The organism is Acinetobacter sp. AB03, assembly GCF_058107045.1.
Genome location: NZ_JBUEBA010000002.1, coordinates 2,473,245 through 2,486,319 on the forward strand (window position 1 = coordinate 2,473,245; position 13,075 = coordinate 2,486,319).

Consider the following 13,075-nt stretch of genomic DNA (forward strand, 5'->3'; position numbering starts at 1 on the left):
AAGTCAAATCTGATATACTGATTAAAATTTTTGGACTTAAGGAGCCTCAACGTGCTTAAGACAATTGAACAGAAAAAAAAATATATTCAAGCAACACGCTTACAGAATTATCGGGCTAGCCTAAAACTTGAAGGTCTTTCTCCTTCAACAACTACTTCAACTTTAAGCAAAGACCAAATCCTACAAAAGTATAAAAAGCTTTCAGAATCATAATTTGGTGATTTGATGGATAAATATGGTGAAATGGGAGACAGTCTTTACTGTTATCCAAATTCTAGTATTCTCAAAAACAAATTACATATCCAAGATGAAAAAATTTTGGAGCAGGCCGAATTAGAGCTATCTGAATATGCCAGTTTACACATTGAATATACTGAACCACCTTACGATCTCCAATACCTAAAAAACATACACTACTCCTTATTTTCAGACCTTTATGAATGGGCTGGTGAACTTAGGCAAGTTGATATTTCAAAAGGTGATACACGCTTTTGTACTTTTAGTCGTATTGAAGTTGAAGCTAATAAGCTTTTTAAACAACTTCAATCTCAAAACTATTTTCAACATATTGAAAAGCAAAAGCTTATTATGAAGCTTGCCGATTTTTATTGTGAACTTAATGTCATTCATCCCTTCCGCGAAGGTAATGGACGCACTCAGCGCATTTTCTTTGAACATCTTCTCGCCTATTGTGGTTATGGTGTTGATTGGTCTCAAATAGAATCTCAGGAACGTTGGATTCAAGCTAATGTTGAAGGGTTCTATGGACACTTAGACGGATTAGTTCAAATTTTCAAGGAATGTATCGTCATTCCTGAATGAAAAAATAAGGGAGCAGTAGCTCCCCAATTATTCACGACTCGCCAACTTACTTTCAATCCATTGATGGATCTCAAAAGCTGACCAGCCGATACGGTTTTGGGTGATCTTTACTTTCTTTGGAAAAGTTGGATCATAATACGGTGAATATTCATCCATCATTGCATAAACTGTCGAACGTGCTACACCTACTATTTCTACTACTTGATGTATATTGATCAGCTGATTTATTTGAAAAGTTTGGCCAACAAATGCATTCATGATATGTACTCCTATCTCATGGTGACGAGCAACTCGCTCATGAGATACGGGATTCCTGTAAGGTTTTAACCAGTTCAATTCAGTTCAACGCCGTAACCGACCCTTGCAATCCCTGCTGGATATTAAACACTTTATCCTCATCTGTTGGCTGACCTTCCTCTCCTTGATAAAACTCCTCAACGACATTCATGCCATCCTCACTATCCACCTCAAACTGCGAATTCCCATAACCCTGTAAAGCAATCTGATCTAAAGCATTTTGATTAAATCCAGCCAACTTACTTTTCTGATCAATCTCCTTGGCCATTTGAATCGCCTCTTGTAAGTGAATCCCCTCACGTAGGGTTAAGTCCACGTAGTACACAGGGGTACGATAGCTTTGTGTCGTGGATTTGCCTCGAAGGGTCAATTGCAACGGCAGGCATGACAGCAAGCCATTCGATGCAGCATGGTAATAACGGAGTCGTGCTGACAAAGTCCGAATACTGTTAAAGCCTGTGGTCCTAAAAACAAAGCTGCCAAACTCATCCGACTCATCCAAATTCACATACAGACGACCATAGGGCTTGCATAAGCCCCCTTGTGCCAAAGCGCATAAATCAGGGGATGGACATGGATGTTGCTCTACGCCTTGATTGGTTAAGCGTTGACAGGTTTCACCATTACCCATGCAAACAGGTCGCCCCGTCTGCCGATCAAATAAACTGTATTCCGCACGTAAGTTCAGTTCGGGATCATTAAAGATCATCCGTACTGGAATGGTTCTGAGTTTTTGACTAGGGGCTTTGACTCGAAGCTGCTCATCTAAAGGATGTTTCACCCAACCCTCCTTGTTCTGGATTTGGCTGGTGATGGTGAATTGGTCATCTTTTTCAGGTAGGCGCTTGCCGTTCTTTTCTACAATTTTTCCGATACTGATTCGTCCGAGTACTGGCGGTGTAATCACTAAACCTTTAATCATGGGGATATTCCTTCTATTCATTTTTATACTGATCAGCCGAATGTATTGAAGCACCTGCTCTTACGTCATTCTTTGATAGCGTCAAGCAAGACACATCAAGCAATGACTACAGGAGTCTGTTGTGCATCGGTCAATCGATCTGGCAAAGCTGTCCAATGCCCTTTCTTCTTTGAAGGAGGGGCGAAGGGGCTGCTTTGCCGATTTTTTATGCAGGCACTTAGATCAAGATTCAGCATCAGTAAAGATATTGAATCGACGACTACCCTGCTTGTGCAGTGGATATTGCTGTATTAGCTCAGGTTGATGTTCGATCAATGTTTTGGTATTGAGACTGATCGTATCTTTTGCTTTTTTCCAGACCACCGAACCTCTGCTAAACACCGCACGTTCGTTGTCTTTCATTAGCATTTGGATTTGATGTTTCAGTTGATCAACGTGTTCTTGCTGATCTTGAAGATCGGCTTTCATTTTGATGAGCTGATCAAACAACTGATTGGCATGTGGGTCATGACTTAAATCTTCAACACTAAGTGGCACATGTGCTGGATATAGTAGTTGCAATGCTTTGGCTGCGGATTCACTGGCATCGGCATCAGGTGGAATATCCTTTTCAACACAGTCCCAGAAGTAACGTTCTGCATTTACAATATCTTGAATCACCGATTCACTACGGGTGACTTTAAAGATACGTGTTTCATGCCCACAGATCAGTACACAAACATGTGCTGCCTTTTTTCCAGTCACCGCCAGCTGATGCTGTACCTGACAAAGTACATACAGCGGGATGCCATCTCGCCAAAGTTTGGCACCATGTTCACCTGCGGTTTTACATTCCAGAATTTGCACATCTGCATTACCCACCACTGAATAATCCAAGTTAGCCAGCATGAAATGTTTGTCTGGATCTGGATGTTGGAGTACTGCATTGACGCGACGCACTTTATACTGGGTATGCATACTGTAGTATTCCGCCACCAGCGGTTCTAAGCGTTTTCCCCAATATAAAGGGGCATGCCCTTCAGTTTGTTCATCCATGTTGTGCTGGATACGACCAGTTTTGATCATCCAAAGTTCCAGCATCGACATATACGGGTTGAGACCACAGGCTGCGGCACAATCACTACTGCCGATCCCTTTGCGTCGAACTTCTAACCATTCTGCATGTGTCAGGTTTTTGGTATCGACAAAGCGTTTGGCTGTAAACAATTTGGGCCGAGGAGTATGGATACTCGGTATTGCATTGTTCGGGTTAATCACCGCTGAATTCATAGTAATGTCCTCTATCTGTAAAATTTTGCGCATAAAAAAAGCTGTGTCCGTAGACACAGCTTTGAATGAATGGGTTAAGGTTTTTGAAATATGAAAATAAGGATGCTTAGGCTAATAAATTAACTCATCTCATTGATTAAACTTAAGCAATCATCGCGAGGGCTTGTTCTAATCCTCTTTGCTTAAGTCCAGCACCTGCACCGAACCATGCAGAATCCAAACGATGATCCTGACTCATGGCTCTGCGTTCGTGGTCGGCAAATTCCGTTATAGAGCAAAGCAAGCCATAGGCGGTATCTTTGACCGAACTCAGTTCAGCCCCACGCCCCTGTCCATTAAACATAGTCATCACCTTCGACATGGCTCGGCCATTCGGTTCTGTCTTGTTATCGGCTTTGGTTGCTGGGTTATTGCTTTGAGCCTGCATCGCCACATTACGGTAGAACTGGATAATGCCATCCTCCTGTTCAGGCACACTCAGACTGGTATTGTTAAATACTGCATCGAAATAAGCTGCTGCTTCGGTCTGTGTGACTTTACGTTGACTAAGTTGTTTCATCTCATACATGTGATCTTCCCATGCACGGACTGAAATACCCAATTGCTGCTTAATCTTCTCAGCATCGAACTTGGTGCTGTGCGGGACTTTCACCACGCCTGCACTAGAATTTTGACCCTTTAAGGCAATGGCTAAGGTGTTATTACACACCACACGAATAGAGGTGAATTGTGCCGTGGTTGCCAGTGTACCGTCGCAAGCGGTTGCCAGTAAGATATAGCCATTGCTGACATCTTTACCTTTTAAAGCCGATGTTTGCCCCGTTTTGGCTAAAGCCCAGAATTTCTTACCACCTTTCAGCACGCCTGCGGTTTCTAGCTCAAATCCTGATTGTTCAGTCAAATCACGATAAAACTCTAAGATCTGTTTCGGTTGCACTTCCTGATAGCGTTGACTGACCACAGATAAAGGGGCATGGGTATCTGAACGATACAGGACCCGCTGTTCCTCATACGGCATGATGATGCTTTGCCCACGTTCATTCTGCGCCATATAACTCACATCGGAAGATTCAATCCGCCAATCCATGCCTGCCTGCTCTGCCCAGACTTCAATCGGTTGATGAGGACTGAGTTGATTCCCAAGGCCATGCCAAGGGGTTTCGCCCACATAGGCGATCTGTTCAATTTGATGTGCCATTGTTCATTTCTCCTCTGTGAGCTTATTGGAAGTTTTGGTTACAGTGGTGGCAATGGTAATAACACATCGGAATGTGCTGTTTAGGTGAATCGAATAAGCTACTGAATACCCCACCGATCACAGCACCTGCAATTCCACCAAGCAATGGAGATAGCGGTAAAGGTAGGGTTTTAGAAATCGATGCGCCAATCGTGGCAAAGGAGGCTGATGCTGCAACGCCTGTTCCAGCCGAGCCATTTACCTGTTGATTCATCACTTGAACGATTTGATCAGAAAAACAGTAAGGACAATGTTTACTCATAAGATATACCTCTAAAATGAAAAAAGGCTTACCGTATGGCAAGCCTTAGATTTTGAATGTCGGGGGAAATAAACATTCACAGTTCATGTTAATGATGTATATCTATGATTTTTTGGGATCAACGGTCTGCCGCTCTAGGCTTTAACTCCCCTTTACTAAATTGCCCCTTTACCTTCACAGATGCTCTCAAGTATTGATTGTCTTTTTCAGGATCAGCCAGATAGCTGATGGCGAGCCAAGCATTCTCGACCTCTTTTAAATTCCGCCTTTCGATCATTCCTATACCTAGTTGATCTAGGTCCTTGTAATATTTTTTATGGCTGACTTGATTGCAGTTATAAAACTGTCCACACCCTCCTGTAATTTTATCTTTCCACAATTCACCAATGCACTGCGCTAAGTACGAATCTCGATTACGCAAAGAACCGTTATAGATCACCAGCAGATGACAGTGATACCCTTTACTCTTCCCTCCCTGCTCTAGACGATAGGCATAACCCACCTGATCTCTAAAGATAGTGTCCTTGTCCTGAATACGCCGTACCAATTTATTCACATCACGTTTAAATTGTTTTATATCTGGCTGAGCACTGAATCGATATGAAAGATCAACCCTGACCAGCAATAACTTGCGATGGTTTTGTACAAGATTATTAAAATACTCTTTCAAGTTTTTGCGGTTGCAACGGTTATTGCTGCTGAATTTATCAAGAAAGGATTCATGCTCTTCAATAAGCTCATTCTGAAAACAACTGAATGCTCTGCTGTTTTTAAAGACTTCTAGATTTTCGAAAGATGCATGCTCTGGCAATAATTCAAAGTAGGCTTGAACCAAAGGACAGTATTCACATTTTGGATCGTAGACCGCTTCAGCTGATCTTTTTAGTTCGTCATAGTCCGCTTTAAAGTAAATCCAGCGGTATGTTCTTTTAGTCGCCTTAAGCATAAAGTTTTCAATTTCAAGTAAGGTTTGTGCTTCGTTCATGAGTATATTTCCTATGGTTGATTAAACTCATAGGAATCACTGCTCAGTATTTTTTACACATGGACTGAAATATTGAACTCAATAAAAAACCTTCATCATTTGGAGTGATGAAGGTTCATGAAGAATATTAAGTAATTAATAAATAATAATATTAAATATATATCCTAGCCCAATAAACTCAAAACACACTCACTCGACATCTCATAAAATTAAAAACGCTGCTTCTATAGCAAACTGTCGAAATTCTACAATTTATCCTATTTTTATAGAAAAGATTAAAGCGGAAGTTACGCACAAAGTACTCAGTCTATTTAACTATCGGCTTAGCGATAGCTCTAACTCTGGCTTTAGATCGCGCGATTACAGCTTTTCTTATGAACTTATTCCCTACATCTGGTTTTGATATATCAGCTTGTTCTACTTTAATTTCTGGGGCCACACTAGGTATCGGCTCCAAAAGTTTTTTATCTTGCTCTAAGGCAAGCATATTGCTTGAATTTTCATAACTACCAGAAGTATCAACGGACTCATCTTCCGTACAGTATTGTTCATTCGATTTTGGAGTTTCAAATGCACTTGTTTCAACATTGTACAAAGTTGATATTTGAATATCACTCTTATGACCCGCAGCTTCGCCTGCGGTAGGCTTAGAGCCCCCCTCTTTTTTATCTTTGGCTTCCTGACTTTTTCGTTTTCGCCCCATAATTAAACAATCTTTCCTTGGTAACAAGTTACGATCTTCATCGTCAACTAAAATTAAAGGACCATAGGCATAAAATTTAGAGATACTCTCCATTAATAATTGTTTGTTTTTTCTTTGATTTGGGAAAACTTCTACATACTCTTCATTTAATGGACCTTCCATTCGCAACACATCTACCGATCTCGCTGACAATTGCTCCCCCCTAAAACATTCAAATGCATTAGTCATATTGTTGGTTTTTTTCTGCTTCTGAACATAGGTTTGAATTTGTTCACTCTTTCTAAAGACGTACTCAACCCAATATTCAGCCACTTCTTTTTTTAGAGTATTCGGCTCAATTTCTTTTTTTTCATCGTACTCAAAAAAAAGCGTTGCATCGATATAAGGGGCATGACAATAAGGAACATAGATTCCGACATGATCAACTAAGCGTATCCCTGCTGTGTGGCGGCGTTTCAAATTATCAATGTAGTCTTGGAACATTGCATTAAATGTTTTAGCTTTATCTAATTGCCCTACCGCTCCACACGTAAATATAAATCTCAAAACAATTACACCTTTTTGAAGGACTTGCTCAAGATAGTTTTTTATTGATACCTGATGCTTTTTAGCTTTCTTAAATGCCACTTTTTCATCTTTTGCTACAACCCGAAGGATGCTGTTTTGATAATTATGTAGCTTATTTTTAATCGTTTGAATGGAATCGATTCTGACTAGCTGCGGAAAGTCATTGTTAATTTCTTTTAAGAACCGCACCGCTTCCGAGCGTAAGTTCCTAGATTGAAAACTCTTACTAGAAGAATAATTCCCTAGCATGTGGTTTGCATTTTTGAAACAACTCATCTCTAAAATTAAAATGAATTGTCGAAATAAAACTGTCAGTTTCAAAAAGGAAGGCTTTGCATTAAAGCCTTTCTGTATCATTTCTGTCTCAAAAGCATTCACACGTCTTAAAAACATCAGTTGAGTTAAAAATTTTTCAATTCGAATCAAATCTTCCAATAAGTACTCATCGCATTCCAGAATCGATGCTTGCTGACGATACAAAAACTCAATTACTTCTATTCGCTCTATGGCTTGAGGAGTCAAATCCCTTAAATAAAAATATTTGTCTAAATTATCCGTATTTCCATCATCTAACAGATCGCTCAAGAATACTTTATTCTCAACCAGCTGCTGAAACAAAGATCTGTGAACTTTTTGAGACTTTGGTTCAATATAAATTTTTTCTTTAAAATATCTGAAATGATTAAAGAAAATAGAATAATAATTTTCATACTCTTCAAGAAAAGTTCCTTTATCAACATCCAACAAAAAAACACTCGATAAAAAATATCTCAGGAATTTTTCTCGAAAATCAATTTTTTGTTTTTCGCCTTTTAATTCTCCAATGAAATGATCTAAAGGATAGATCTTCTTGATCATTTGCCCTCGATCAATCACTTTTATATGTTCAGCCTTTCGTGTACCTGCAAACGTGTATGTTCTTTTTAAATAATGTTCCACCAGTTTTTCTGGGGAATCATAATTTTTTTTCTTATAAATAACCAAATATGATAAAGCAAATGTGTTGTAGCTCACCACATGCGCATGGTTAATAACTAATAAGACGCCATCATCCCCACTAAACTCTCTATCCATATAACGAGCAAATTCAGCTACAAACTTAGACGAAAAAAACCGTACATCAGGATCACTTAGATCATTCAAACTACTAGGTAAATAAACATCAAATACAAGGTTTTAATGAATGGCTGACTCAAAAAGCACAAAGTCGATGCCAACAGGCGTGCGGATCAGAAACGGGGCGATTCAAATTTACTTCGAGAGAAGAAAGAAAGAATACAACATCACACTACCACACCTCCCAAGTGCAGAAGGTATCACGGCAGCCGCTAAAATTAGAGCCCAGTTAGTAACAAAGGCCGAATGGGGTATTTTAACTGATAGTGATATTGCCGAAGCAAGAGGCCAGCTCGTTGATGATGATGCAGTCATTGTCAACGGCGGTATTCTATTTCAAGAGGTCGCTCAGAAATATCTTAAATTCTGTGAAAGTAATACCGATACCAAAAAAGGTTATTTAAATATTTTGGAATTTCATTGGATGGGTTATTTCGCACTTATGCCAATCAACTCAATATCAATTGAGAACATTAAAGAGGCTATTATTGATCGTGATTTTAAAACAGCGAAAACTCTAAATAATTGCCTGATTCCTTTACGTGGGGTTTTCGATTGTGCAATGGAAAATAAATTTATTACAGAAAACCCGTTAGACAGCATAAGGAATAAAAAAGTACAAGTTGATATTCCAGATCCCTTTAGTAGACCAGAAATGGACGCAATACTTGAAAATCTTAAAACGACTTTAAAGGGAGATGAAATTTTATATTATTGGTACTACGAACTAGCTTTTTGGACTGGATGCCGCCCCTCTGAACTAATTGCATTAAAAGAGTCAGATTTTGATTTTTTTAGTGGAATGTTCAAAGTTAATAAAAGTCGGGTTCGCGGTGTTGAAAAAAACGTGACGAAAACTCACACGGCGCGTGAAGTTTGTTTGAATGCACGATCTAAGAAAGCAGCACAAGAGTTAATCAAATATAAAAAGGATAGAAATATTCAGAGTAAATATTTGATGCTCTGCCCTGAAACTGGTGAACCTTTTTTTAATGAGAAACCACCACGTAATAGGTTGGTAGCGGCACTAAAAGCATGCGGTATTCGTCACCGCCCTGCTTACAACGCTCGACACACTTATGCAACAATGATGCTAATGGATGGATTAAACCCAGTTTTTGTATCTAATCAGATGGGCCATAGCTTACAGATGATGATGAAGCGCTATGCGAAGTGGATGCATGGGGATAAGAACAAAATAGAGATGGGAAAGCTCAAGACAGACTAAACCTGTCAAAAACCTGTCAAAAAAAACAAGCGCCTATTAAGGCGCTTGTTTTATTTAGGGAATTTTGGTGGAGGTGGCGGGAGTTGAACCCGCGTCCGCCAGCACTACGCTCGAGAATACTACATGCTTAGATATCGTCTACTGTTTTAACTCTTTGTGACCCGACGAACAGGGTACAAATCGCGATCCTCTTAATTTAGTACAAAACCCCGAGGCTTGGTTTTATACGGACTTGTGTGCGTGCGCTTCAGTCGGACTCTCTAACCACAAGTATTCGGAGAGGCGGACAAGCTGCCCTTAGGCAGCTAGAGCGTATGATTCGTCGTTTGCGACTAAAAAATGCAAATTTGATTTACGAGAGAAAATGCGCTCTCGACATGCATCTATGAGTTTCATCACCAGCGTCGAAGCCAGAAACACCCCCAAAGTAGCGGTAATCATAGCATAGTTGCTAGAAAATACGATCTATTTTCTAAACAAACACACATATTGATGCGCTTAATTATATAATTGCGCTAATATTTTGGTTTTCAAGTCCAACAATAAAATAATTTATGAGCTACTTACTTGCACTCGACCAAGGAACCACTTCGAGTCGTGCCATTATTTTCAATGAACAAGGTCAAGTTCAGGCAACGGCGCAACGCGAAACACGTATACATACCCCTCAATCAGGCTGGGTAGAACAAGATGCCCAAGAGATTTGGAGCTCACAAATTGCTGTTGTACAGCAGGCTCTGGCCTCTGCTCGTATTTTAGCCAAAGACATTAAAGCCATAGGCCTTACTAACCAAAGAGAAACGACTGTCGTATGGGATAAGCGCACAGGACAGCCGCTTGCACCAGCCATTATCTGGCAAGACCGTCGCGCATTTGAATGGTGCAATCAGCTCCTACAGCAAAACTTAAAAGATAAGATTCAATCCAAAACTGGACTCCGAATTGACCCTTACTTTAGTGCAGGAAAATTGGTCTGGTTACTTGAGCATGTCAATGGTCTACGCAGACTGGCTGAACAGGGGCATGTGGCCTTTGGCACGATTGATAGTTGGCTGATTTGGAATCTTACCCAAGGTGCTCAACATGTCATGGAAGTCAGCAATGCCTCTCGCACCATGCTCATGAACTTAAGTACCCAGCAGTGGGATGAAGAGCTATTAGATTTATTTAATATTCCGTCTGCATTACTACCGAAAATCATCAACTCAGATACCTACGTCGCAGATACCGCGGCAGGCTTGCTCGGTGCCAATATTCCGATCACAGGCATATTAGGCGACCAGCAGTCTGCACTGTTTGGACAGTCCTGTTTTGACATTGGGACTGCAAAAAACACGTATGGCACAGGTTGTTTTATGCTGTTCAATACAGGCGAGACCGTTCAATACAGTAACAACAAACTGCTTTCGACACTGGGTTGGAAAACGCAAAATCAAACCACTTATGCCCTAGAAGGCAGTGTATTTATGGCAGGTGCGATTGTTCAGTGGCTACGGGATAATTTAGGCATTATTCAAAAAAGTAGCGATGTTGAAAAATTAGCTTGTACAGTTAAAGATACCGATGGCGTTATGCTTGTTCCTGCATTTACTGGACTTGGTGCGCCACATTGGGACAGTGAAGCGCGTGCCCTCTTATGTGGAATGTCACGCGGCACCAATAAGGCCCATATTGCTCGTGCAGCCTTAGAATCCATTGCCTTTCAAGTCTCGGATGTACTGACCGCCATGCAAGCCGATATCCAGCAGCCGCTGAAAGAGCTCCGTGTCGATGGTGGCGCCAGTCAAAATGACATGCTCATGCAGTTTCAAGCCGATATTTTAAATGTGCCTGTACTACGCCCTAAGATGCAGGAGTCGACCGCATGGGGCGCGGCTGCTATGGCAGGCTTAAGGTCTGGCGTATTTTCAAGTTTGGATGAAATTGCACAGTCTTGGCAGCTTGAACGTGCTTTTGAACCGAAAATGAGTCCAGATCAACGTGAGTTTCATTTGCAACAATGGCAATCTGCCTTAAAGCGTGCAAAGTCAGAACTTTGATTATTTAACGCTATTGTTTTGAGATAACAAAAACATCATAAAACTGCATAACATGCATAATAAAAAACCGCTTCAAGAAAGCGGTTTTTTATTACCTTAATGCGCATGCCCGCCACCGCCTGCCCCTATTTTAGGTTTAGGACAGAGCCAAATAATAGATGCTGCAAATAGGAACACCAAGGCCAAGATTAGGAAAATATAGTTTGCCGATAGAGTCAACGCTTCTTTATCCACCAAACTAGAAATATAACCTAATGCACCTTCCGCGCTCATTCCCTGCTGCATCAACACCGACTGAGTTTGATCTGTATGCAAACTACCGACCATTTCGCTACGTGCAACTTTGGTATGGTCGTCCCAAATAGTGACAGCAATAGAGGCACCTATCGCACCTGCCATGGTTCTTAAGAAGTTCATTAAACCTGCGGCAGATGCCATTTCATGCGGCAATACCGATGACAGTGCCATATTTGATAATGGGATAAAGAAAAATGGTACAGCAAAGCCTTGCAAGATTTGCGGCAATGCCAATGCAAAAAAGTCTGCATCTGTGGTCCAGAACGAGCGCATCAAGGTCACCCCGCCCAAGATGCTCAAACCAAAACTGGCCAGTGCACGTTGGTCATATTTGGTTGCCAATTTCGCCACAATGGGTGACATGGCTAAACTACCAAAACCCATGGTTGCGGTTAAATAACCAGCCCAAGTTGCGGTATAGCCCAAATTGATCTGTAACCACTGCGGAATCAGTACAATACTGCCGAAAAATGCGCCAAAGCCAAAGGCCAGTGCCAAGACAGAAATCGTGAAACTACGGTATCTAAAGATTTGGATATTCACCACTGGATGCCGTTCGGTCAGCTCCCAAATGGTAAAAATCACCAAGCCAATCACAGCCGTTAAAGCCAGTATCACGATCGCAGGGCTATTAAACCAATCACGTTCATGCCCCAAATCGAGCATGAGCTGTAATGCCCCAATCCATAAAATCAGGAGGATCAATCCACCGCGATCAATTTTGAGTTTGGCCGTTGCTGTTTCCGCAGGTTTAAGTAGACGCATCGCAGCAAAAGCACACGCTATACCGACGGGAATATTAATAAAGAAAATCCAGTGCCAAGACATGTTGTCACTGATGGTTCCCCCTAAAATCGGACCAAGAATCGGGCCAACCACCGTCGTCATTGCCCACATGCCCATGGCTTGGGATTGCTTTTCTGGAGGAAAAATCCGCATCAGTAACATCTGACTGAGCGGCATGATCGGGCCACCAAATAAACCTTGGCCAATTCGGCAGAAAACCAGCATTTCTAAACTGGTCGATAAACCACAAAATACCGAAAATATGGTGAAGCCAATCAGACTTAAGGTAAAAACCCTCACGCCACCAAAACGACCTGCGAGCCAGCCTGTTAAAGGGACACAAATCGCTTCAGCCACGGCATAAGAGGTAATCACCCATGTTCCTTGCGAACTCGATACGGCAAGGCTCCCTGTAATATGAGGCACAGAAACATTGGCAATGGTCATGTCCAGCACGACCATAAAGTTAGCCAAAGCGAGGACGAAGGCCGCCAGCATAAGGCGACCACCCTTTAAGTCACCATAAGGAACGTAGCTATTCATGC

The 13,075-nt window shown here is 41.3% G+C and carries 12 protein-coding genes and 1 other RNA gene; 4 read left to right on the forward strand and 9 right to left on the reverse strand.

From position 1 onward, the window contains the following. The first annotated feature begins 51 nt into the window (after positions 1-51). Both ACY3FQ_RS12585 and ACY3FQ_RS12590 read left to right on the forward strand, forming a co-directional pair. Positions 52-213 (forward strand): YhfG family protein, encoded by a 162-nt coding sequence (locus ACY3FQ_RS12585; protein WP_004694826.1) that lies wholly within the window; start codon positions 52-54, stop codon positions 211-213. 12 nt (positions 214-225) lie between these two features. Beyond that, positions 226-822 carry a putative adenosine monophosphate-protein transferase Fic gene (locus tag ACY3FQ_RS12590; RefSeq protein WP_005400080.1) on the forward strand — a complete coding sequence of 199 codons (597 nt, stop codon included), beginning with the start codon at positions 226-228 and terminating at the stop codon, positions 820-822. A gap of 27 nt (positions 823-849) precedes the next feature. Here the strand turns inward: ACY3FQ_RS12590 and ACY3FQ_RS12595 are convergent, their stop codons facing one another. The 7 genes from ACY3FQ_RS12595 to ACY3FQ_RS12625 form a co-directional block, all read right to left on the reverse strand. Further along, entirely contained in the window at positions 850-1,080 is a 231-nt protein-coding gene (locus ACY3FQ_RS12595) for a helix-turn-helix transcriptional regulator (protein WP_004694829.1), read from the reverse strand. A 79-nt stretch (positions 1,081-1,159) separates the two neighbouring features. Then, on the reverse strand, positions 1,160-2,041 hold the full coding sequence (locus ACY3FQ_RS12600) for a recombination directionality factor (RefSeq protein WP_039889811.1): 882 nt from the start codon (positions 2,039-2,041) through the stop codon (positions 1,160-1,162). A 222-nt stretch (positions 2,042-2,263) separates the two neighbouring features. Further along, positions 2,264-3,310, reverse strand: coding sequence for a YqaJ viral recombinase family nuclease (locus ACY3FQ_RS12605; RefSeq protein ID WP_489774138.1), 1,047 nt, complete (start codon positions 3,308-3,310; stop codon positions 2,264-2,266). 142 nt (positions 3,311-3,452) lie between these two features. Continuing rightward, the gene (locus tag ACY3FQ_RS12610) at positions 3,453-4,508 is read right to left on the reverse strand and encodes a DUF932 domain-containing protein (RefSeq protein WP_348959028.1); all 1,056 of its coding nucleotides are present in this window, start codon (positions 4,506-4,508) and stop codon (positions 3,453-3,455) included. Between the two features lie 22 nt (positions 4,509-4,530). After that, a complete protein-coding gene (locus ACY3FQ_RS12615; RefSeq protein WP_005400084.1) occupies positions 4,531-4,809 on the reverse strand; it encodes a hypothetical protein in 279 nt (92 codons plus the stop codon). 118 nt (positions 4,810-4,927) lie between these two features. Continuing rightward, positions 4,928-5,794 (reverse strand): YagK/YfjJ domain-containing protein, encoded by an 867-nt coding sequence (locus ACY3FQ_RS12620; protein WP_005400085.1) that lies wholly within the window; start codon positions 5,792-5,794, stop codon positions 4,928-4,930. 307 nt (positions 5,795-6,101) lie between these two features. Beyond that, positions 6,102-8,138: a hypothetical protein gene (locus tag ACY3FQ_RS12625; RefSeq protein ID WP_489774140.1), complete on the reverse strand. Its 2,037-nt coding sequence runs from the start codon at positions 8,136-8,138 to the stop codon at positions 6,102-6,104. 109 nt (positions 8,139-8,247) lie between these two features. Here ACY3FQ_RS12625 and ACY3FQ_RS12630 point away from each other — a divergent pair, with 109 nt between their 5' ends. Further along, on the forward strand, positions 8,248-9,408 hold the full coding sequence (locus ACY3FQ_RS12630) for a tyrosine-type recombinase/integrase (RefSeq protein ID WP_489774141.1): 1,161 nt from the start codon (positions 8,248-8,250) through the stop codon (positions 9,406-9,408). 65 nt (positions 9,409-9,473) lie between these two features. Here ACY3FQ_RS12630 and ssrA read toward each other — a convergent pair. Next, positions 9,474-9,832, reverse strand: a transfer-messenger RNA (tmRNA) gene (gene ssrA, locus ACY3FQ_RS12635). 130 nt (positions 9,833-9,962) lie between these two features. Here ssrA and glpK point away from each other — a divergent pair. Continuing rightward, positions 9,963-11,447, forward strand: coding sequence for a glycerol kinase GlpK (gene glpK / locus ACY3FQ_RS12640; RefSeq protein WP_004984334.1), 1,485 nt, complete (start codon positions 9,963-9,965; stop codon positions 11,445-11,447). Positions 11,448-11,543: 96 nt separating this feature from the next. Here the strand turns inward: glpK and ACY3FQ_RS12645 are convergent, their stop codons facing one another. Beyond that, positions 11,544-13,073 (reverse strand): DHA2 family efflux MFS transporter permease subunit, encoded by a 1,530-nt coding sequence (locus tag ACY3FQ_RS12645; protein WP_005400144.1) that lies wholly within the window; start codon positions 13,071-13,073, stop codon positions 11,544-11,546. Between the last annotated feature and the right edge of the window lie 2 nt (positions 13,074-13,075).